This window comes from Rhizobium johnstonii 3841, from assembly GCF_000009265.1.
GTDB lineage: Bacteria > Pseudomonadota > Alphaproteobacteria > Rhizobiales > Rhizobiaceae > Rhizobium > Rhizobium acaciae.
Genome location: NC_008380.1, coordinates 3,728,562 through 3,748,384, shown reverse-complemented (window position 1 = coordinate 3,748,384; position 19,823 = coordinate 3,728,562). Strand labels below are relative to the sequence as shown.

19 protein-coding genes are annotated in these 19,823 nt (G+C 60.9%); 12 read left to right on the top strand and 7 right to left on the bottom strand.

The annotated features are described in order from the left end of the window. Window positions 1-12 precede the first annotated feature (12 nt). Together RL_RS18370 and RL_RS18365 are read right to left on the bottom strand one after the other, a co-directional pair. Entirely contained in the window at window positions 13-966 is a 954-nt protein-coding gene (locus RL_RS18370; RefSeq protein ID WP_011653037.1) for a hypothetical protein, read from the bottom strand. 135 nt (window positions 967-1,101) lie between these two features. Then, the gene (locus RL_RS18365; RefSeq protein WP_011653036.1) at window positions 1,102-2,088 is read right to left on the bottom strand and encodes a GlxA family transcriptional regulator; all 987 of its coding nucleotides are present in this window, start codon (window positions 2,086-2,088) and stop codon (window positions 1,102-1,104) included. A gap of 109 nt (window positions 2,089-2,197) precedes the next feature. Between RL_RS18365 and RL_RS18360 the strand changes: the two genes are divergently transcribed. From RL_RS18360 to map, 6 genes are all read left to right on the top strand, one after another. After that, window positions 2,198-2,839: an HD domain-containing protein gene (locus tag RL_RS18360; protein ID WP_011653035.1), complete on the top strand. Its 642-nt coding sequence runs from the start codon at window positions 2,198-2,200 to the stop codon at window positions 2,837-2,839. A gap of 135 nt (window positions 2,840-2,974) precedes the next feature. Then, the gene (locus tag RL_RS18355; RefSeq protein WP_011653034.1) at window positions 2,975-3,349 is read left to right on the top strand and encodes a YciI family protein; all 375 of its coding nucleotides are present in this window, start codon (window positions 2,975-2,977) and stop codon (window positions 3,347-3,349) included. Beyond that, window positions 3,346-4,605 (top strand): RNA polymerase sigma factor, encoded by a 1,260-nt coding sequence (locus tag RL_RS18350; protein ID WP_011653033.1) that lies wholly within the window; start codon window positions 3,346-3,348, stop codon window positions 4,603-4,605. The genes RL_RS18355 and RL_RS18350 overlap by 4 nt, the downstream gene beginning before the upstream one ends. Window positions 4,606-4,706: 101 nt before the next feature. Then, a complete protein-coding gene (locus RL_RS18345; protein WP_011653032.1) occupies window positions 4,707-5,174 on the top strand; it encodes an SRPBCC family protein in 468 nt (155 codons plus the stop codon). A gap of 255 nt (window positions 5,175-5,429) precedes the next feature. Further along, window positions 5,430-6,491: an LLM class flavin-dependent oxidoreductase gene (locus tag RL_RS18340; RefSeq protein ID WP_041936593.1), complete on the top strand. Its 1,062-nt coding sequence runs from the start codon at window positions 5,430-5,432 to the stop codon at window positions 6,489-6,491. A gap of 147 nt (window positions 6,492-6,638) precedes the next feature. Continuing rightward, the gene (gene map, locus RL_RS18335) at window positions 6,639-7,397 is read left to right on the top strand and encodes a type I methionyl aminopeptidase (RefSeq protein ID WP_011653030.1); all 759 of its coding nucleotides are present in this window, start codon (window positions 6,639-6,641) and stop codon (window positions 7,395-7,397) included. Between the two features lie 72 nt (window positions 7,398-7,469). Here map and RL_RS18330 read toward each other — a convergent pair whose 3' ends face one another. Continuing rightward, complete coding sequence (locus RL_RS18330; protein ID WP_011653029.1) at window positions 7,470-8,045, bottom strand: PadR family transcriptional regulator; 576 nt, start codon at window positions 8,043-8,045, stop codon at window positions 7,470-7,472. Between the two features lie 167 nt (window positions 8,046-8,212). Here RL_RS18330 and RL_RS18325 point away from each other — a divergent pair, with 167 nt between their 5' ends. Together RL_RS18325 and sbmA are read left to right on the top strand one after the other, a co-directional pair. Next, the gene (locus tag RL_RS18325; RefSeq protein ID WP_028740771.1) at window positions 8,213-9,397 is read left to right on the top strand and encodes a YbfB/YjiJ family MFS transporter; all 1,185 of its coding nucleotides are present in this window, start codon (window positions 8,213-8,215) and stop codon (window positions 9,395-9,397) included. 124 nt (window positions 9,398-9,521) lie between these two features. Further along, a complete protein-coding gene (gene sbmA / locus RL_RS18320) occupies window positions 9,522-10,787 on the top strand; it encodes a peptide antibiotic transporter SbmA (RefSeq protein ID WP_011653027.1) in 1,266 nt (421 codons plus the stop codon). A 223-nt stretch (window positions 10,788-11,010) separates the two neighbouring features. Here sbmA and RL_RS18315 read toward each other — a convergent pair whose 3' ends face one another. Next, window positions 11,011-11,997, bottom strand: a complete 987-nt coding sequence (locus RL_RS18315; RefSeq protein WP_011653026.1) for a hypothetical protein — start codon at window positions 11,995-11,997, stop codon at window positions 11,011-11,013. Window positions 11,998-12,118: 121 nt separating this feature from the next. On the opposite strand from RL_RS18315, the gene RL_RS18310 reads away from it, so the two are divergent. From RL_RS18310 to der, 3 genes are all read left to right on the top strand, one after another. Further along, on the top strand, window positions 12,119-12,703 hold the full coding sequence (locus tag RL_RS18310) for an NnrU family protein (RefSeq protein ID WP_011653025.1): 585 nt from the start codon (window positions 12,119-12,121) through the stop codon (window positions 12,701-12,703). A 307-nt stretch (window positions 12,704-13,010) separates the two neighbouring features. Continuing rightward, window positions 13,011-13,694 carry a tetratricopeptide repeat protein gene (locus tag RL_RS18305; RefSeq protein WP_011653024.1) on the top strand — a complete coding sequence of 228 codons (684 nt, stop codon included), beginning with the start codon at window positions 13,011-13,013 and terminating at the stop codon, window positions 13,692-13,694. An 18-nt stretch (window positions 13,695-13,712) separates the two neighbouring features. Further along, complete coding sequence (gene der / locus RL_RS18300) at window positions 13,713-15,134, top strand: ribosome biogenesis GTPase Der (RefSeq protein ID WP_011653023.1); 1,422 nt, start codon at window positions 13,713-13,715, stop codon at window positions 15,132-15,134. Between the two features lie 250 nt (window positions 15,135-15,384). On the opposite strand, the gene RL_RS18295 is transcribed toward der, so the two are convergent. Next, on the bottom strand, window positions 15,385-15,822 hold the full coding sequence (locus RL_RS18295; RefSeq protein WP_011653022.1) for a MarR family winged helix-turn-helix transcriptional regulator: 438 nt from the start codon (window positions 15,820-15,822) through the stop codon (window positions 15,385-15,387). Between the two features lie 161 nt (window positions 15,823-15,983). Here RL_RS18295 and RL_RS18290 point away from each other — a divergent pair, with 161 nt between their 5' ends. Further along, a complete protein-coding gene (locus tag RL_RS18290) occupies window positions 15,984-16,997 on the top strand; it encodes an alpha/beta hydrolase (protein WP_011653021.1) in 1,014 nt (337 codons plus the stop codon). A 6-nt stretch (window positions 16,998-17,003) separates the two neighbouring features. Here RL_RS18290 and RL_RS18285 read toward each other — a convergent pair whose 3' ends face one another. Next, window positions 17,004-18,188 (bottom strand): glycosyltransferase family 4 protein, encoded by a 1,185-nt coding sequence (locus RL_RS18285; RefSeq protein ID WP_011653020.1) that lies wholly within the window; start codon window positions 18,186-18,188, stop codon window positions 17,004-17,006. A gap of 248 nt (window positions 18,189-18,436) precedes the next feature. Beyond that, complete coding sequence (locus RL_RS18280) at window positions 18,437-19,477, bottom strand: glutamine synthetase beta-grasp domain-containing protein (protein ID WP_003541898.1); 1,041 nt, start codon at window positions 19,475-19,477, stop codon at window positions 18,437-18,439. Window positions 19,478-19,823: the final 346 nt, after the last annotated feature.

The following is a 19,823-nucleotide window of genomic DNA, read 5'->3' as shown; positions in this document are numbered from 1 at the left end:
CGAGCTGGTTCGCTATTTCTTCAACCACGGCGTCGCCGTGCTCCAGAAGATCACGTTCGCGCCGAGATAATCCCCAGCAAAGGCGGTGAATTCGGCTTTGGTGAAGGGCTTCTTCGTCGCCGGGTTCTTGTAGGTCAGCGTCGGCTCCTGCACGGCCATGCCGACATAGGCGAGCTTGCCCTTGTACTTGTTGAAGAAGGGGTAGGAGTTCTTCATCTGCGCCTTGCGATTGGGCACGATATCGGGGCCGCCGAGGCCGATATTGTTCTTCGCCGCGAAGTCGAAAAGGCGGCCGATGTAATTATGGTCGTTTTCCCATTCGCAGGGCCAGAAGTTGACGTATTGCACCACCATCGACTTGGCGAAGGCTTTCCTCGCAAAGGCGAGGTTTGCCATCTCACCCTCGAAATAAGCGTCGCAGCTATAGCCCTTCGGCTCGTGCTTGGGGTCGAGGTCGATCGCCGTCTCCGGCAGGTTGACGCCGTACACCTTGCCGTCGAACCTTTCGGCCAGCGCCTTCAACAGCGCCTGATAACGCTCGCGCACGGCCGGGTTCCATTGCTGCGCCACCCAGCCGGAGCCGACCGGCTTGTTTTCGCCCGGATTGTCAAACTGGGCAGTGAGGCCGCCGTCATATTCCGGGTCGTTCAACATGTACCCTGGAATGTTGCGCGCCTTCGGCTCGAAGAAGCGATCCTGGACCTGGATGAAGAGTTTTTTGTTCAGGCTTTCTGCGAGTTCCAGGTCCTTCTCGATCTCCGAAAAATCGTATTGGCCCTTGGCCGGTTCCAGGCTCTTCCAGTTGTAGACGATCTGGACGCCTGAGATATCCGGCCGCGAGAGCAGCGCTTTCGACGCCTCGAGCTCGCCGGAGCTGGTGTAGATGAAATTCTCCGCGGCGGATGCTGCCTGATGCAGGGAAACGAAGACAGCGCAGGCAAACAGCAGGCTTTGAAGCGGTTTCATTTTGCGTCCTGATAGCCGCGAGTTGATCGGTGCAGCGGCAGACACATCCGATGCAAAATGGGCAACTCCGTGACATCTGCCCCAGAACCAGCGACGTGGTTAATCGCGCGGCACGGCCTTCGGTAACGGCAGGGTTCAGACATTTTCCAGCGCGCCGAGATGCACCTTGGCGTGGCGCTTGCGATACTCGGCAGGCGTCACACCGATCTGCCTTGCGAAAGCTCGGCGCAGCGTATCGGCATCGGCAAAGCCGCATTCGACGGCGACCTGCTTAGGCGCATGGCCTTCTTCCAGCAGCCGCCGTGCGGCGGTGATGCGCGCCGCCTCCACCCAGGCGGCGGGTGTCATGCCGACCTCGTCGCGGAACAGCCGAGCGAAGTGGCGGGGGCTCAATTCCATTCGCTGCGCCAGCGTCGCGACGCTGTGGTTGACCGCGGGATTGGCGGCGATCCAGCGCTGGACCTCCTGCAGGGCCGAGCGGCCGGCAGGCGCTGCCTCGCCTTTGCGGCTGAACTGCATCTGCCCACCCGGCCGCTTGAAGAACATCACGAGCTGGCCCGCTATCTTCATGGCGATCTCATGGCCAAGATCCTCCTCGACGAGCGCCAGCGCAAGATCGAGCCCGGCGGTGACACCGGCCGCGGTCCGCAACTGGCCATCCCTCACATGGATGGCATCCGCCTCCACCGTGATGTCAGGATAGGCTGCGGCCAACCTGTCCGCGACAGCCCAGTGGGTGGTGACGCGGCGGCCGTCGAGCAGGCCGGTCGCGGCAAGCAGGAATGCACCGCTGCAGACGGAGCCGTATCGCCTTGCCGCGGGCGCTGCCGAGCGCAGCCAGGCGATCATCGCGGCATCTGGTTGGATCTCCGCCGCATTGGGACAGCCGGCAACGAGCAGCGTATCCGCCGCGCCGATATTGTCGCCGATGACGTGATCCGCCACCAGCCGAGCGCCGGAGGAACTGCGGATATGACCATGAGATACGGCGATCACCACGGGCCGGTAGATCTCGCGGCCTGTCTGCACATTGGCTTCGGCAAAGACATCGAGCGGTCCCGAGACGTCGAGAAGCTGGACGCCCGGCACGGCAAGAATGGCAATCGTCTTGGGTCTGGTCATTCCACGTCCTGACGATACCGGTTTTGGCAGAAAATGCCGTATTACGTCGATTACTGACGTCCGCGCCTGTTCTAATGTGGAAGCAGGTTCAACCGCAAGGAAAAAAGCCATGACCCTGAAGATCGACGGCATCAGCATTCCCGACAGCAAGCTGGCGCGAGAGGTGACGGAGGTGGTGCGAGACACTGCCTCGCCGCTGCTCTTCCACCATTCCAGCCGTGTCTATTATTTCGGTGCGCTCGCCGGCAAACAGCGCGGCCTCCGCTTCGATCCGGAGCTGCTTTATACTGGCGCGATGTTCCATGACATGGGGCTCACCCATCAGCATAGCAGCGCGGATGAGCGTTTCGAGGTAGACGGCGCCAATGCGGCGCGCGATTTCCTGAAGAGCCGCGGCATTGCCCAGGCCGATATCGACACCGTCTGGACGGCGATCGCGCTGCATACGACGCCGGGCATTCCGCAGCATATGCACCCCGTCGTGGCGCTGGTGACAGCCGGTGTCGAAATGGATGTGCTCGGACTGACCTACAACGACTACAGCGATCAGCAGCGCGAGGCGGTAGTGCATGCCCATCCGCGCGGCGAGCAGTTCAAGGAAAATATTATCCAGACCTTCCATGAAGGCATCAAACACAAGCCGGAGACCACCTTCGGCAACGTCAAGGCCGATGTTCTGGCCGACAAGGATCCGCACTTCCACCGCGGCAATTTCTGCAGCGTCATTCGTTGCTCGCACTGGGCAAGCTGACCCAAAAAGGGCGGCGACCCTCCCCGGTCGCCGCCCCTTTATTATCAGTAGCGCTTTATTTCCCATCAATAATTTTTTGATGCGGCCTGTCGGGTAAGCGGTTACTCCTTCGTCATTCGGAAAGAGGAGTGAGCAATGCTTTATGCAATCCTTTGTTACGCCCATGAGGAAACCGTCTTCGCCTGGAGCAAGGAGGAGGAGGCTGCCGTCATGGAGAAACTCTACGCCGTGCAGGAGCCGCTTGCCGCATCCGGCAAGCTCGGCCCCGTCGGCCGACTGATGCCGACCACGGCTGCGACCACGGTGCGCAAGGGCAAGGACGAGCCCTTGGTCATCGATGGGCCTTTTGCGGAAACGAAAGAGGCGCTTCTCGGCTTCTATGTGGTCGACTTTGAAACGCTCGACGAGGCGATCGCCTTCTCGAAGCAGCTTTCATCCGTCAATCCAGGTTCCACTTCTTACGAAATTCGGCCTTTCTATGTCTTCAGGCCCGGAGATGCTTCATCATGACAGACATTGCCTGGATCGACCTCGCGCTTGCATCGGCCCGCCCGAAGGCGCTCGGCGCGCTGCTGCGCTATTTCCGCAATCTCGATACCGCGGAAGAGGCGTTTCAGGAAGCGTGTCTCAGGGCGATCCGGACATGGCCGGAGAAAGGGCCACCGCGTGATCCCACAGCCTGGCTCATCTTCGTCGGCCGCAATAGCGGCATCGATGCGGTGCGCAAGCGGGCGAAGATCCAGGCTCTGCCGGATGAGGACGTCATTTCCGATACCGAGGATGCCGAAAGCGATATCGTCGAGCGGCTGGACGATTCCAATTATCGCGACGATATCCTGCGGCTGCTGTTCATCTGCTGCCATCCCGATCTGCCGGCAACCCAGCAGATCGCGCTGGCGCTGCGCATCGTCTCCGGCCTTTCGGTACCGCAGATCGCGCGTGCCTTCCTGGTTTCCGAGAGCGCCATGGAACAACGCATCACCCGGGCCAAGGCGCGCGTCGCCAAGGCTGGGGTGCCTTTCGAAACGCCGAGCCCGCAGGAAAGAGCCGAACGGCTCTCGATCGTCAGCACGATGATCTACCTGATCTTCAACGAGGGCTACAGCCAGGCAGATCCCAGGCATGAGGCGGCTGCCTTCAGCGACGAAGCGATCCGGCTGGCGCGATTGATGCTGCATATCTTCCCATCCGAACCGGAACTGATGGGGCTGCTTGCGCTCATGCTTCTGCAGATATCGCGCCGGCCGGCACGCTTCGACGCCGGCGACGAGATCGTCCTGCTCGAAGATCAGGACCGGTCGCTCTGGAACCAACCCTTCATCAACGAGGCCTTGGCGCTGCTCGACAAGGCGCTGCGCCATCGTCAGCCCGCTCCTTATCAGATTCAGGCGGCCATCGCCGCTGTTCATTCCCGCGCAAAACGCGCCGAGGATACAGACTGGGTGGAGATCGATCTGCTCTATCGCGCGCTGGAGCGTATCCAGCCGTCGCCAGTGATAACGCTCAATCGGGCCGTCGTCGTCTCCAAGCTCCACGGTCCGCAGGATGCTCTCGATCTCATCGATCCACTTGCCGAAAAGCTGTGCGGTTATTTCTATTATCATGGCCTTCGGGGCGGGTTGCTGAAGCAGCTTGGCCTGGCCGACCAGGCACGCGAAGCCTTCGATCGCGCCATTGCAGTGGCCCATTCGGCGGCTGAGGCAGCCCATATCCGCCGGCAGATCGACAAGATGCAGGAAGAGGCGACGCAGCCGATCGCAAAATAGATCAAGAAAAAGCCGGCGCGATGTCGGAATGGCGAACTTCGACACGTCCTTGTAACAACCTGATACGAAACAGGTTTCACTCAAGATGGAGAGATGTCGAAATGACCGCCAGCACGCAACATGAACTCGTCCTCGTTCGCGAATTCGACGCGCCGCGCGAGAAGATCTACAAGGCATGGACCGATCCCGACCTGCTGAAGCAGTGGTTCGTGCCGCGTCCCTGGGGTGTCGCGGAAGCAACGCTCGACGTCCGCCCCGGCGGTTCCAGCGTCGTCGTCATGCATGACCCTGAGGGCAATCAATACCCGAACCGTGGCGTCTATCTCGAAGTCGTCGAGAACGAGAAGATCGTCTTCACCGATGCCTATACCAGCGCCTGGGTGCCGGCCGAGAAACCTTTCTTCACGGGCGTCATCCTGCTCGAAGATCTCGGCAACGGTCGCACGAAATATACGGCCAAGGCGCTGCACTGGCGCGCCGAGGACAAGGAGGCGCACGAGAAGATGGGTTTCCACGAAGGATGGGGCAAGGCTGCGGACCAACTGGCGGAGCTGCTGGCGAAGATGTGAGCGGCGGGCGAGACGGCGCGGCGAGACCGCGTCGTCCTGGCAGTTGAAGCCCCGTCTTAAACGGTTCGAAAGATGATTCCGCCGGTGCTTCGAAGTCGTTGAATTCAGATTCGAATTGGTCGCCAATCGGTCTTCCAGGTCGTCAGAGACATCATGCCGCCTATCGAAATTCTCGAACATTCCGTTCCAGAATTTGTATTTGCGCTCCATCCCCGGCATCCTTATCTCAGCCGAGAATTCAACAGGATGCCGATGATGGAACTGGGGCTTTACACATTCGCCGACGTCAATCCCAACCCCTCCCGCAGCAAGGGCGCGGAAGGCGCCGAGCGGCTGAAGCATCTTATCGAGGAAATCGAGCTTGCCGATCAGGTTGGGCTCGACGTCTTCGGCCTCGGCGAGCATCACCGACCCGATTATGCGGCGTCTGCTCCGGCGGTCGTGCTGGCGGCGGCTGCCGTCAAGACCAGGAATATCCGGCTGACCAGTGCGGTCACCGTGCTCTCCTCCGATGATCCGGTGCGTGTCTTCCAGCAGTTTTCCACGCTCGATCTGATCTCCAACGGCCGCGCCGAAATCATGGCGGGGCGCGGCTCCTTCATCGAGTCCTTCCCGCTGTTCGGCTATAATCTCGAAGATTACGACCAGCTTTTCGAGGAGAAGCTCGATCTGCTGCTGGCGCTGCGCGACAGCGAGGTTGTGGAGTGGAAGGGTGAACTTCGCGCGCCGATCAACGGGCGCGGCGTCTATCCCAGGCCGTTGCAGGATACGTTGCCGCTCTGGGTCGCGGTCGGCGGTACGCCGCAGTCGGTGGCGCGCGCCGGCGCCCTCGGCCTGCCGGTGGCGCTGGCGATCATCGGCGGCGAGCCGCGCCGTTTTGCGCCGCTCTTCGATCTCTACCGCGAGGCCGCGCGCCGGGCGGGGCAGGATCAGTCGAAGCTGAAAACCAGCATCAATGTCCACGGCTTCATCGCCGATACGACGGCCACCGCCGCCGACCAGTTCTACGGGCCGCAGGCCGAGGTGATGAACCGCATCGGCCGCGAGCGTGGCTGGGGACCGACGAACCGGGCGCATTTCGACATGTCGCGCGGGCCGAACGGTGCGCTCTTCGTCGGTGATCCCGAGGTGGTCGCCGAAAAGATCATCGCCCATCATGCACTCTTCAAGAACGATCGCTTCCTGCTGCAGATGGCCATCGGGCTGATGCCGCATGCCGAGATCATGCGCGGCATCGAGCTTTACGGAACGAAAGTCGCGCCGATCGTCAGAAAGGCGTTGACTGATAGCAGCGAAGAGGCGAAAGCCACGGCTTGACGAGCGCATAACGCCGAAAATCGGAATCGATTTTCGAAACGGAGTATGCGCAGATTCGAAGTGACAGAGCGTCCTTAGGGCTTCCTGTTGGAGGCGCGGCGCTTTAAGGCGGCCGCTGCCGCCCCTGCGCAAGGCCGGAACAGACGAATGGTTATCGCAAACGACGACGAACTGGTAAAGCTCAAGGAGATCGGCCGCATCTGTGCCAACGCCATCCAGGTGATGGCGGCGGCGATGGAGCCCGGCATGACGACGCTGGAGCTCGACCGGATCGGCCGCAAGGTGTTGGAGGATTCGGGCGCGCGTTCGGCGCCGGAATTCTGCTACCAGTTTCCCGGCGCCACTTGCATCAGCATCAATGAGGAAATCGCCCACGGTATTCCCGGCCCGCGCGTCATCCGCGCCGGCGACCTCATCAATATCGACGTCTCGGCGGAAAAGGATGGCTTCTTCGCCGATACCGGCGCCTCCTTCACGATGCCGCCGGTCAAGCCGAAGATCGAGCGGCTCTGCCGCGACGGCAAGCGGGCGCTCTGGATCGGTCTCAACCAGGTGAAATCGGGCGAGCCGCTGGCGACGATCGGCACCGCCGTCGGCGCCTTCGCGCAGAAGAACCGCTATACGCTGGTCGCCAATCTGGCGAGCCACGGCGTCGGCCGCTCGTTGCATGAGGAGCCGGCCGAGCTTTCGACCTGGCCGGATCCTTCTGAAAAACGCATGATGACGGAAGGTCTCGTCTTCACCGTCGAGCCGTTTCTGTCGCTCGGCGCGACATGGGCCGAAGGCGGCGACGATGCCTGGACGCTCTATGCCGATCCAAAGGCGCCGACCGTGCAATACGAACACACGGTGGTCGCGACACGTAACGGGCCGGTGGTTCTGACCTTGCCGGATGAACGGGCGTAAAGCCGGCGCTGGACAATGGAGAAAGGTGGCGGGAGCTGACTCTGTCTCAAATCCCGCCGTACAGTCTTCGTCTCAGCCCCGCGTTCCCGGCCTGCCGCCTTGCAGGATTTCGGTGGCGGCGCGTTCGAGGATGCCGGCGATGCGGGCTGCTTCGGGTTTCGACCAGGGATAGCGCATCCGCATGGCCGAGCGCAGCAGCATGCGGGCGGCGCGGATATCGCCGCCGTCCTGCATGAAATCGCCGTCATCGCCATCGTCGGCGCCGTGACGGTCGGTTTCGAAGACACGCTTCACATGGGCCATCTTCTCGCCGATGCGTTCCAGCTTGGCGAACGTATGCAGGATCATGGGGCGGTTTTCTTCGACGCGGCCGCGGCCGGCCTCGGTGATGCGGTAGAGCTTCTTGGCGCCCTCGGCCTCCACCTCGGCAAGGCCGGTTTCCTCGAGATAGGTGAGTGCGGGATAGATGACGCCGGGGCTCGGTACATAGAAGCCGCCGGAACGTTCCTCCAGCAGCTTTATCAATTCATAACCGTGGCGCGGCTGCTCATCGAGCAAAGCCAGGATGACGAGCTGAAGATCGCCTGCTGCGAATTTGCGGCCCATGCGGAAATCTCCGCCGAACATGCCGCCTTTAAAACCTCTCATGACTTTATCCTTTCATCGTTAGATGTATCGTTAGCTATGTCGTAAAACATATATCGTAAGATATATCCTTTCAAGTGCAGTCGAGAATTTTTGAAGTTTCGGGAAATTGATCGATCGATCAGAATTACTTGATTGTGATGCCGGTGCTGCAGCGCGATAAGCGCTGCATGCTCGTGCGCACCGGTCATTCCCCGCCGAATCTTGTCTCCACCGCCGCTGCCGGCGCCGTTGCCATGGCCGCCGCTATGGGCTTCGGGCGCTTCTCCTACACGCCGATCCTGCCCGGTATGATCAGCGGCGTGCCGCTTTCGGCAGCGGATGCGGGCTTTATCGCATCGGCGAATTTCGTCGGTTATCTCGTCGGCGCCGTGCTTGCCGCCTATGGCTGGGCGGCGGGGCGGGAGCGGCCGGTGGCGCTGCTGTCGCTGCTGGCAACCGCCATCCTGCTCGCCGCCATGGCTACCACCGATTCTGTCGCCGTCTTTGCCATCATTCGCTTCCTGGCTGGTGTCGCCAGCGCCTTTGCGATGGTCTTCACCTCGTCGATCGTGCTCAGCCACGGGGCTGCTGCCGGCAATGATCATGTGCAGGCGGCGCATTTTGGTGGGCCAGGGGCAGGTATTGCGCTTTCTTCGGTCATGGTGCTGCTGATCGGACTTGGCTTTCACGACGGGCCGGGCGGCTGGCGCGCCGACTGGATCGGCGGGGCGCTCTACTGCGCGGCAAGCCTCGTCGTCGTCTTCCTGCTATTGCCGTCGGCGCCGGCGCAATCGGCGCAGTCGGGCAAGGAGCCTGCACTGGTCTGGAACCGGCCGATGGTGCTGCTGACGCTGTCCTACGGTCTGTTCGGTTTCGGCTACGTCATCACCGCGACCTTCCTCGTTACCATCGCACGTCTTTCTGCAACGGGACCCTTCGTCGAATTCCTCTGCTGGTTCATCGCCGGCCTGACGGCTGCTGTGGCGCTGTTTGCCTGGAAGCCGCTTGTCAAGCTGCTCGGGCTTGGCGGCGTCTATGTCGCAGCCCTTCTGGTCGAGGCCGCCGGGGTGCTTGCGACGGTGGCGCTACCGCCTTCTGCCGCACCGTTGATCGGGGGGGCGCTGTTCGGAGCGACGTTCCTGGCGATTACTGCTTTTGGGCTGCAGATCGGCCGCAAGCTTTCGCCTGACAGTCCGCGGCGGATCCTGGCGATGATGACGGCCGCCTTCGGCGTCGGCCAGATCGTCGGGCCTGTTGTCGCTGGCTGGATCGCCGAGCGCACGGGCAGCTTCACCGTGCCCACGATGATCGCCGCCGTGGCACTTGTCGCCTGCGCAGCGCTGGTGATGCCCGTGATCAAGAAAATCGCTTAACCGGTTACAACTCCGTAACAATCGGCTGAACCCATTGCTGCTTCCTTGGAACTGCCTTAGTTTCCGGCACAATCAGTGTTGACGACACTCCCGAGACTCACAGTTCAGGAAAGCAAAGCTCCCCGTGTTTCATTCCTTCTTCCCTCAGCCAAAAGCGTTCTTTACTTCGCTCGCAATCTGGACGCTGGCTGCGATTTTTGGCTGGTATTTCTTTGCCGCTGGTCTTGGCGCCTCCCTCGGTTTTGCAGCGGTTCCTGAAGAACAGCAGCCGATCGACCTTTCGTTCTTCCTGCTGCCCGAAAATGTCTGGTTCTACAGCTATTTCCTTCTCGCGGCGGTAATCTTCTGCGGTGCGTGGCATCTGAAGGCGCTGAACCACCCCTGGAAGATTTGGTCGATCTGGGGTTCGGCACTGATCATCTTCGTGACCTACTTCGGCGTCCAGATCAGCGTTGTGATCAATAACTGGCGCCGGCCGTTTGGCGACCTCCTGCAGAACGCATTGTCGAAGCAGCCAGGCATTTCCGTCGACAATTTCTACAGCCTGATGTGGGTCTTCTGCCAGATCGCATTCCTCAGCATGTTCGTATCGATCATGACCGACTTCTTCACCAGCCACTACATCTTCCGCTGGCGAACGGCGATGAACAATTTCTACATGTCGAAGTGGGAAAAGCTGCGTCACATCGAAGGTGCCTCCCAGCGCGTTCAGGAAGATACGATGCGCTTTTCGAGCACGCTCGAAGGTCTCGGTATCAGCCTCATCAACTCGGTGATGACGCTCGTGGTATTCCTTCCGATCCTTCTGGCGCTGTCGCATTACGTGACCGAACTGCCGTTCATCGGGCCGGTGGCGAATTCGCTCTTCTGGCTGGCTCTGTTCTGGTCGGCGTTCGGCACGCTCCTGCTGGCGGTCGCCGGCGTCAAGCTGCCGGGGCTGAACTTCCGCAACCAGCGCGTCGAAGCGGCGTATCGCAAGGAGCTGGTCTATGGCGAGGACCATGCGGAGCGGGCTGAACCGCTGACAGTCAGGGAGCTCTTCGGCAACGTTCGCCGGAACTATTACCGCATGTATTTCCACTACATGTATTTCAATGTCGCCCGCTATTTCTATATCCAGGCCGACGCGCTCTTCGTGGTCTTCATGCTGGTGCCGACCATCGTGGCGGGCACGATCACCTATGGTATCTTCCAGCAGATCTCGACCGCCTTCGGACAGGTCAGCAACTCGTTCCAATATCTCGTCAACTCCTGGACGACGATCATTGAACTGCTCTCGATCCACAAACGCCTCAAGGCTTTCGAGGCGGCAATCGACGACGAACCGCTGCCGGAGATTGATCAGCGCTACCTGGAGCGTGATGCGGGCGTCGTGCACGCCGACGGTTGATGCGGCGGGACTTGTCCGCGATCGAAACGTCGGCGTGTGCGGCCCCCTCATCCGCCTGCCGGCACCTCTCCCCGCTGAGGAAAAGAGACTTGCCGCAACGTCTCGATTCCCTCTTCTCCCCAGCGGGGAGAAGGTGCCCGATAGGGCGGATGAGGGGGTGGCACGGCACGCCATCTCATCCAATAGGACCTAGAGCACCTTGCGGGCTTGGTAGCAGGTGCCATTAAAGACCTGACGTCTGCAATTTCCCGCGCGCCTCGATCATCGGGATCGCTTCCGAATAGCTGACGCAGGCCACATCCGTCCGGTGGCAGACGTCGCTGACCAGTCGGTCGAGGGCGCGCCAGTAGGCGCCGCCGTTCATTTCGACGAAATGGAAGCCGAGCTGTAGCGGGATGCGGGCGCCGGCATATTGCTTGTCGAAAGCCTCCTTGAAGGCGGCATAGGCGCGGTCCTCGAATTCCGCGGAGTCGGCCGTATCCTCCGCACCCTTCGAATGACGGACGAAGAGATTGTAGTCCATGCCGATGATCGGCTTGTCGTTCGGGCCTTCGGGGATCAGCGGCAGGCCGAAGCGGATGATGCCATCTTCCTCGACAGGCATGGCAGGCCCTTTGGTGACGAGGCTCGCATCATAAGTGAAGCCCGCCTTCTTTTCGGCGGCGATCATGTCAGCGCCCGCGGTTGCCGAGAGATAGGGGGCGCGAAAGCCCTTGATGCCGTGATCGACCAGATCCTGCCAGCCGGCCGGCTCCCGCAGGTCGACGCTCTTCCAGGCGTTTTTCAACGTCGCATGGAAGGTGGCGTATTCGGCCGACCAGTCGGCCTCGCTCCAGAGGCGGCCGTCGAAATGGCCACAGGCATGGCTCGATATGTCATGTCCTTCGAGATGGGCGTGCCAGATATTGCCGAGGCGCTCGCGGATCTCGTCGTCGCTCTGGGCGAAGCCGACATTGGATTTTCCGCGTTTCTGGTGGGGCGCCTGGTAGGCCTTCTTCGCCGCCTCGTTCATCAGAAAAGTGCAGGAAAGGAAATAGGTGAAATGGGCGCCGTTTTTCGCCGCCATCTCGCGGCTTTTCAGCCACAGCGCGTTGTCGTGGGCGCCGTCGAAGGAAATGATGACGAGCTGTTTCGGCCGATCGACCGCCTGGGCAATTGCCGGAACGAGGAGCGAAACAGAAAGGCAGGCGGAGAGGAGGGAACGAGACATGGGCACCGCGACAATTTGTTCGCGGTTTCCGTCCGACAGAATTGCGGCGAAGCTGCGGTCGCGCTGGCATTTTTTCACGCCAGCGGCTAAGCCAACACAAACGGCACGAAAGGGATCCGCAATGACATTGCTTATCGTCGGCATCATACTTTTCCTCGGGGTGCATCTGGTGCGGGTGCTGTTGCCGGACTTTCGCCGCTCGATTATTGCAAGCCTCGGCGAGAAGGGCTGGCGGGCGGCCTATTCGATTGCCAGCATCGCCACGCTGATCCTTTTGATCTACGGCTTCGGGCAGGCGCGGCAGGTGACTGGCGTGCTTTACAATCCACCGGTCTGGATGGCGCATATATCAATCACGCTAATGCTGATCGCGATGATCTGTCTCGTCGCCTCGCTGCTGCCGGCGGGGCATATCGCGACCAAGACCAAACATCCGATGGTGCTGTCCGTGAAAATCTGGGCGCTGGCGCACCTGCTCGCCAATGGCGAGACGTCGTCGGTCCTGCTGTTTACCGCCTTTCTCGCCTGGGGCGTTATCCTGCGCATTTCCCTGAAACGACGGCAGCGGGCGGGCGAGATCACGCTCCGGCCGTTCGTCTCGGCCAAATACGACCTCTATGCCATCATCATCGGCATCGTCGTCTGGGCGCTGATCATCTGGAAGCTGCACGAATGGTTGATCGGCGTTTCGCCGCTCGTCATCTGACCGACGCATAACCCCGAAAATCGATTCCGATTTTCGGAAAGGTTTATGCGCGGATTCAAAGTGTTAGAGCGTCCTTAGCGCGTCCTGTCGGACGCGCGGCGCTTTAGAGCGGTTCAGCTTTCATGGAAGCTCAGAACCGCTCTAACTTTTTGTTTCTACGCAACTCCGGACGGAAAACCGCTTCGCACTTTTCCTGGAATTGCTCTAATCTTTCACATCCCCCTTACAACGGCAGCAAAATGGAGTAGAAGGCCCGACAATATGCGTTTTGCATGGTGTATGGGTATTTCCGCGGCCGGAGACGAGAATGGCATTCAACGACGACAGCTTCATCCGTGAAGTCAATGAGGAATTGCGGTCTGACCAGATGAAGGGCGTCTGGCGCCGGTTCGGCCGCTATATCGTCGTCGTCGCCATCCTGATCGTCGTCGGCACCGCCGGCAAGGTTCTCTACGACTATTGGGACGACAACCGCTCCTCCGGCACCGGCGACCAGTTCCTGGCGGCGATGAAGCTTGCCGACGAGAACAAGAACGACGAGGCGCTGGCCGCGCTCGACAAGCTCGAGAAGGAAGGCCATGGCGCCTATCCGGTACTGGCGCGCATGCGGGCCGCGACCGTTCAGGTGCAGAAGGGCGATACCGTCGCGGCAATCGCCGCCTTCAACGAGATCGGCAAGGACAATGCCGTTCCGGCTGCCGTGCGCGATGCCGCCAAGATGCGCGCCGGCTGGCTGCTCATCGAGAACGGCACTTACGAAGAGGTTTCGGCGGCGATCGAGGAAATGGCCGTTCCGGGCAACGCCTTCCGTCATTCGGCGCGCGAGGCACTCGGCCTTGCCGCTTACAAAGCCGGCAACATGGCGCAGGCGCGGCAGTGGTTTCAGTCGATCGTCGACGATACCGACAGCCCGCGCAATGTTGCCAATCGCGCCCATATGATGCTTGATCTGATTACCGCATCCGGCAAGGCGCCCGCCGCTCAGGGCTGATCGCGTTAAGGACAAGATATGAGTTTCACGGTCGCGATCGTCGGTCGTCCGAATGTCGGCAAGTCGACACTTTTCAACCGGCTGGTAGGCAAGAAGCTGGCGCTTGTCGATGACACGCCGGGTGTTACCCGCGACCGCCGGCCGGGCGATGCGCGGCTGATGGGCCTGACCTTCACGATCATCGACACGGCTGGTCTGGAAGAGGCCGACGCGGAAAGCCTGCAGGGCCGGATGCGGGCGCAGACCGAAGCGGCGATCGACGAGGCGGATCTTTCGCTTTTCGTCGTCGACGCCAAGAGCGGATTGACGCCCGTCGATACCGACCTTGCCGAAATGCTGCGCCGGCGCGGCAAGCCGGTGGTGCTTGTCGCCAACAAATCCGAAGCGCGGGGCTCCGATAGCGGCTTCTATGACGCTTATACGCTCGGCCTCGGCGAGCCGACGCCGATTTCGGCAGAACACGGGCAGGGCATGCTCGACCTGCGCGATGCGATCGTCGCGGCGATCGGCGAGGACCGTGCCTATCCCGAGAAAGAGGATGTGGCGGTTACCGACGTCGACATTCCGCAATCATCAGACGAGGGCGACGAGGACGAAGAGCCGATCTATGACGATACGAAGCCGTTGCGCGTGGCGATCGTCGGGCGGCCGAATGCGGGTAAGTCGACGCTGATCAACCGCTTCCTCGGCGAGGACCGGCTGCTGACGGGACCGGAAGCGGGCATCACCCGCGATTCCATCTCGGTCGAATGGGACTGGCGCGGCCGCACCATCAAGATGTTCGACACGGCCGGCATGCGCCGCAAGGCACGGGTGATCGAGAAGCTGGAGAAGCTTTCGGTCGCCGACGCATTGCGCGCCATCCGCTTCGCCGAAACCGTCGTCATCGTCTTCGATGCGACGATCCCCTTCGAGAAGCAGGACCTGCAGATCGTCGACCTCGTGCTCCGCGAGGGCCGTGCCGCCGTGCTCGCCTTCAACAAGTGGGACATGATCGAGGACCGCCAGGCGGTGCTTGCGGATCTGCGCGAAAAGACCGACCGGCTGCTGCCGCAGGCGCGCGGCATCCGCGCCGTGCCGATCTCCGGCCAGACCGGCTGGGGGCTCGACAAGCTCATGCAGGCGATCATCGATACCGACAAGGTCTGGAATAAGCGCATTTCGACGGCGCGGCTGAACCGCTGGCTGGAGACGCAGCAGGTCCAGCATCCGCCACCGGCCGTTTCCGGCCGCCGCATCAAGCTGAAATATATGACGCAGGTGAAGGCCCGCCCGCCGGCCTTCATGATCTCCTGCACCCGGTCGGATGCGCTGCCGGAATCCTATACACGCTATCTGATCAACGGCTTGCGCGCCGATTTCGACATGCCGAGCGTACCGATCCGCATCCATTTCCGCTCGCCTGACAATCCGTTCGAAGGCAAGAAGAGACGAACGTAGGCTGGGGCTTGCGCTGATTGGTGGGTCATTGCGCGCGTCGTGGAGCCACCCCTCTGCCCTGCTGGGCATCTCCCCCACAAGGGGGAGATCGGCAGGAGGCGAACACTCAACCCTCTCTATCGATGTTCTGATCGCCAAACGGTAATTGTTTGGGGAAGCCGTAACGTCCATCTGATCTCCGCATCTGTGGGGCAGATGCCCGGCAGGGCAGAGGGGGGTATCACAGGCACTGTGATAGCTATCCGGCAATCTAAGCCACGCTTTTGTTCAGCGCCTCACGCAGCGCCACGATCTCGGCCTGGAGGCGGGTGAGGTCGACTGCATCGCGACCGCTGGCAGCGGCGATGCAACCCGGGATGCCGATCGCCTTTTCCTTCAGGCGAATACCTTCTTCGCTCAAGCGGATGACGACGACGCGTTCGTCCTCCCGGCTGCGTTCGCGTCTGACATAACCAGCGGTTTCCAGGCGTTTGAGCAGAGGGGTCAGCGTGCTCGATTCCAGGAAGAGCTTTTCGCCGAGGCCACCGACGGTCTGGCCGTCCTGCTCCCAGAGAGACACCATCGCCAGATATTGCGGATAGGTGAGACCCAACGTATCGAGCAGCGGCTTGTAGACGCGGTTCAGTGCGTGGCTTGCCGTATAGACGGCGAAGCAGATGAAATTGTCGAGCTTTAGCTGATCCTGCATGGGGTTTCTCCAGAACTGATGGAATTTATATCGTGCAATAAATAATCGTAAGCGATTTTTATGCATAGCTGCCATGCGCAAATTTAAATTGCTCAATAAACAATCGCGCGCGATATAAAGCCGGTGTTCAGGACGAACATCGAACCCGAGAGGACAAGACAATGTCGACCATCAAGACCACCGTTTCCGCAGCAGCACTGCTCGCAGCTTCCGCCGTCGGCGCGCTTGCCGAACCGGTACTCGAACCGACAACGCAGAAATTCATCGACGGGCTTGCCGGCGGCAAGCCGATCTACACGCTGTCGCCGGCCGATGCCCGCAATGTTCTGGCGGGCGCGCAGAAGGGCGACGTGAAGAAGCTTGCCGCCAAGGAAGAGGACAGGGTCATCAAGGCTGGCCCGACAGGCAGCATCAAGCTGCGCATCGTCCGTCCGGAACATGCCAAGGGCACGCTGCCGGTCATTCTCTATTTCCATGGCGGCGGCTGGGTGCTGGGCGATGCGGACACACATGACCGGCTGGTGCGCGAGATCGCCAACGGCGCCGATGCCGCCGTCGTCTTCGTCGACTATGAGCGCTCGCCCGAAGCCCGTTATCCCGTCGCCATCGAGCAGGCCTATGCCGCGACCAAATATGTCGCTGAACATGCCAAGGAGTTCAAGGTCGATGCCTCCAGGCTCGCTGTCGCAGGCGATAGCGTCGGCGGCAACATGGCGGCGGTGGTGACGCTGCTCGCCAAGGAGCGCGGCGGTCCTGCCATCGACCAGCAGGTGCTGTTCTACCCCGTCACCGACGCCAATTTCGACAATGGTTCCTACAATGAGTTCGCTAATGGCCCGTGGTTGACGAAGGAAGCGATGAAGTGGTTCTGGAACGCCTATCTGCCCGATGAAGCCAAGCGCAAGGAGCCGACGGCCTCACCGCTGCAGGCGTCGCTGGAGCAGTTGAACGGGCTGCCGCCGGCGCTGGTCATCGTTGACGAGAACGACGTGCTGCGCGATGAGGGTGAGGCCTATGCCCGCAAGCTCAGCCAGGCCGGTGTCCGCGTCACGTCGATGCGCTATAACGGCACGATCCACGACTTCGTGCTGCTGAACGCCATTGCCGAAACGCCTGCGGCGCGCAGTGCGATTGCGGTCGCGAACGACACGCTTCGCAGCGCGCTTCACAAGTAAAACCAATCAGTCTGCGGACGGGAGAGGCCCGGCGGTTTCGCCGGGCTTTCTGCTTCTTGGAAGCGACTTGGTGGCAAACTGCCAGGCCTTCTTCCATTTCGGTGTGATGACGCCGTTGGCGGCGCGGATATTGTTGATGAACTGCAGCGTCGCCGCTTCCCAGGAATATTGCATGGCGAGGTCACGCGCCTTGCCGCGCGAGGCGGAGAGGGCGGCAAGGCAGGCGGCCTGCAGGTTCTGGTCGAGCGCCCCGACCTCGCCATCCTCGCCGATGATGTCGAGCGGGCCGGTGACCGGATAGGCTGCGACCGGCACGCCCGATGCCAGTGCTTCGAGGATGGTGTTGCCAAAGGTGTCGGTGAGCGAGGGAAAGACGAAGACATCGGCCTGGGCGTAGGTTTTCGCCAGATCCTCGCCGAACTGCACGCCGGCGAAGAAGACGTCGGGATATTGCTTTTCAAGCTCGGCACGCGCCGGACCATCGCCGACGACGACCTTGGAACCCGGCAGATCGAGATCGAGGAATGCCGGCAGGTTCTTTTCCAGCGCCACGCGGCCGACGGTCATGAAGATCGGGCGAGCCAAGCCGAACGGGTTTTCCTCGAGCTCCATCGGACGGAACTGCGTGGCGTCGATGCCGCGGCTCCAGGGCATGAGGTTGCGGATGCCCTTTTCTGACAGTTCGCGGGCAAGGCTCGGCGTCGCCACCATACAGCCGGCGCCGCCATTGTGGAACCAGCGAACGAAGGAGTAGAGCCAGCTCTTCGGTATCGGCAGGCGCGCGGAAACGTATTCCGGGAAGCGGGTGTGGTAACTCGTCGAAAACGGCATGCGGTTTCTCAGGCACCAGCGGCGGGCGGTCAGCCCCAGCGGACCTTCGGTGGCAATATGCACGTAGGACGGATTGTGCTTTTCGATCTCGCGGGCGATGCGGCGGTAATTGGCGATCGACAGGCGGATCTCAGGATAGGTCGGGCAGGGGATGCTGTTGAAGCGCTCCGGCGTCACCATCGAAACCTCGACGCCCATCTTCGCCAGTTCGCGGTTGGTGTTCTCGATCGAGCGCACGACGCCGTTGACCTGTGGGTGCCAGGCATCGGTGACAATCACCAGCCTCTCAGGCAGGTTCCCGGCGGCTGCGGCATTGGCCCAGCTCTCGCCGCTATAAGTGTTTGCCGGACGTTGCAGCATGTCACGATTTCCATCCGCGTCGCAGTGATATGCCAACGCTCAACCCCTCAGCGGGGTTCCGGAACGGCGATTCCCGCTTCTCTATTTTGAGGCATGACCATGATGGAAATATTACAGCCCATATTGCGAGGATTGCAGGGCTTTCGCCGGTCTGATCGCCCCGATTATGTCGGCGGCTGGCGGCGGTTGTTTTTCATTTGAAAGAAGAAAGTCACGGCGCCGGTCGTGGACCGGCGCCGCCTGGGAGGTCAAGCTGCAGCGGAAGCCGAGCTTGCGGTCGGAACTTCCGAGATCGTCTTCAGAACCTGCGAAGCGATCTGGTAGGGGCAGCCCTGCGAATTCGGGCGGCGATCTTCCAGATAACCCTTGTAGTCGTTCTTGACGAAGGAGTGCGGCACGCGGATCGAGGCACCACGGTCGGCAACGCCGTAGGAGAACTTGTTCCACGGAGCCGTCTCGTGCTTGCCGGTCAGGCGCTTGTCGTTGTCAGGACCGTAGACGTCGATGTGGTCCATCAGGTTCTTGTCGAACTGCGCCATCAGCGCTTCGAAATAGGCCTTGCCGCCGACTTCGCGCATGTACTTGGTCGAGAAGTTGCAATGCATGCCCGAGCCGTTCCAGTCGGTGTCGCCGAGCGGCTTGCAGTGATACTCGATGTCGATCCCGTACTTTTCGGTCAGGCGCTGCAAGAGGTAGCGTGCCATCCAGATCTGGTCGGCGGCTTTCTTGGAGCCCTTGCCGAAAATCTGGAATTCCCACTGGCCCTTGGCCACTTCGGCATTGATGCCTTCGTGATTGATGCCGGCAGCGAGGCAGAGATCGAGGTGCTCTTCGACGATTTCGCGGGCAACGTCGCCGACGTTCGAATAGCCGACGCCGGTGTAGTACGGGCCCTGCGGAGCGGGGTAGCCCTGCTCAGGGAAGCCGAGCGGACGGCCGTTCTGGTAAAAGAAATATTCCTGCTCGAAGCCGAACCATGCATCTTCGTCGTCGAGGATGGTGGCGCGGGCATTCGATGCGTGCGGCGTGACGCCATCCGGCATCATGACTTCGCACATGACGAGAGCGCCGTTGGTACGGGCCGGGTCGGGATAGATGGCGACCGGCTTCAGCACGCAATCGGAGCTGCGGCCTTCAGCCTGCTGCGTCGAGGATCCGTCAAAGCCCCAGAGCGGAAGCTGTTCCAGCGTCGGGAATACGTCGAATTCCTTGATCTGCGTCTTGCCACGCAGGTTCGGTACCGGAGTGTACCCATCGAGCCAAATATACTCGAGCTTATATTTTGTCATCGTGACTCTCTCAATGCTACGAAGGTGAGCAAATCCGGAGGTGATCTCGGCGCGCAAGCGCATCCGACCGCCAGGGATGACGCTTTAAAAGCACGTAGCGTGCCAGTTTTGGCGCCGTGCGAAAGAAAAATCGCGAATCAGCGTGCCAGCCGATTTTTTCCCTTTTGGAAAATCAGGCTGTTTTGAACGTTCATAGACAGTATCGCCCATGAAAACGCACTTTTCCCGTCTGGAACCGGATGAAAATTGTGGCGTTAGGCTGAAATGATGAAGTGTTAAACAAATTATCGGAAGCTTTTAGCCGAGACAGCATACCGACCGATTACAATTGCAACATTGCCCTTAT

Coding starts and splice junctions, on each gene's coding strand:
- RL_RS18370 (WP_011653037.1), bottom strand. CDS start 966: ATGAAACCGCTTCAAAGCCTGCTGTTTGCCTGCGCTGTCTTCGTTTCC.
- RL_RS18365 (WP_011653036.1), bottom strand. CDS start 2,088: ATGACCAGACCCAAGACGATTGCCATTCTTGCCGTGCCGGGCGTCCAG.
- RL_RS18360 (WP_011653035.1), top strand. CDS start 2,198: ATGACCCTGAAGATCGACGGCATCAGCATTCCCGACAGCAAGCTGGCG.
- RL_RS18355 (WP_011653034.1), top strand. CDS start 2,975: ATGCTTTATGCAATCCTTTGTTACGCCCATGAGGAAACCGTCTTCGCC.
- RL_RS18350 (WP_011653033.1), top strand. CDS start 3,346: ATGACAGACATTGCCTGGATCGACCTCGCGCTTGCATCGGCCCGCCCG.
- RL_RS18345 (WP_011653032.1), top strand. CDS start 4,707: ATGACCGCCAGCACGCAACATGAACTCGTCCTCGTTCGCGAATTCGAC.
- RL_RS18340 (WP_041936593.1), top strand. CDS start 5,430: ATGGAACTGGGGCTTTACACATTCGCCGACGTCAATCCCAACCCCTCC.
- map (WP_011653030.1), top strand. CDS start 6,639: ATGGTTATCGCAAACGACGACGAACTGGTAAAGCTCAAGGAGATCGGC.
- RL_RS18330 (WP_011653029.1), bottom strand. CDS start 8,045: ATGAGAGGTTTTAAAGGCGGCATGTTCGGCGGAGATTTCCGCATGGGC.
- RL_RS18325 (WP_028740771.1), top strand. CDS start 8,213: ATGCTCGTGCGCACCGGTCATTCCCCGCCGAATCTTGTCTCCACCGCC.
- RL_RS18315 (WP_011653026.1), bottom strand. CDS start 11,997: ATGTCTCGTTCCCTCCTCTCCGCCTGCCTTTCTGTTTCGCTCCTCGTT.
- RL_RS18310 (WP_011653025.1), top strand. CDS start 12,119: ATGACATTGCTTATCGTCGGCATCATACTTTTCCTCGGGGTGCATCTG.
- RL_RS18305 (WP_011653024.1), top strand. CDS start 13,011: ATGGCATTCAACGACGACAGCTTCATCCGTGAAGTCAATGAGGAATTG.
- der (WP_011653023.1), top strand. CDS start 13,713: ATGAGTTTCACGGTCGCGATCGTCGGTCGTCCGAATGTCGGCAAGTCG.
- RL_RS18295 (WP_011653022.1), bottom strand. CDS start 15,822: ATGCAGGATCAGCTAAAGCTCGACAATTTCATCTGCTTCGCCGTCTAT.
- RL_RS18290 (WP_011653021.1), top strand. CDS start 15,984: ATGTCGACCATCAAGACCACCGTTTCCGCAGCAGCACTGCTCGCAGCT.
- RL_RS18285 (WP_011653020.1), bottom strand. CDS start 18,188: ATGCTGCAACGTCCGGCAAACACTTATAGCGGCGAGAGCTGGGCCAAT.
- RL_RS18280 (WP_003541898.1), bottom strand. CDS start 19,477: ATGACAAAATATAAGCTCGAGTATATTTGGCTCGATGGGTACACTCCG.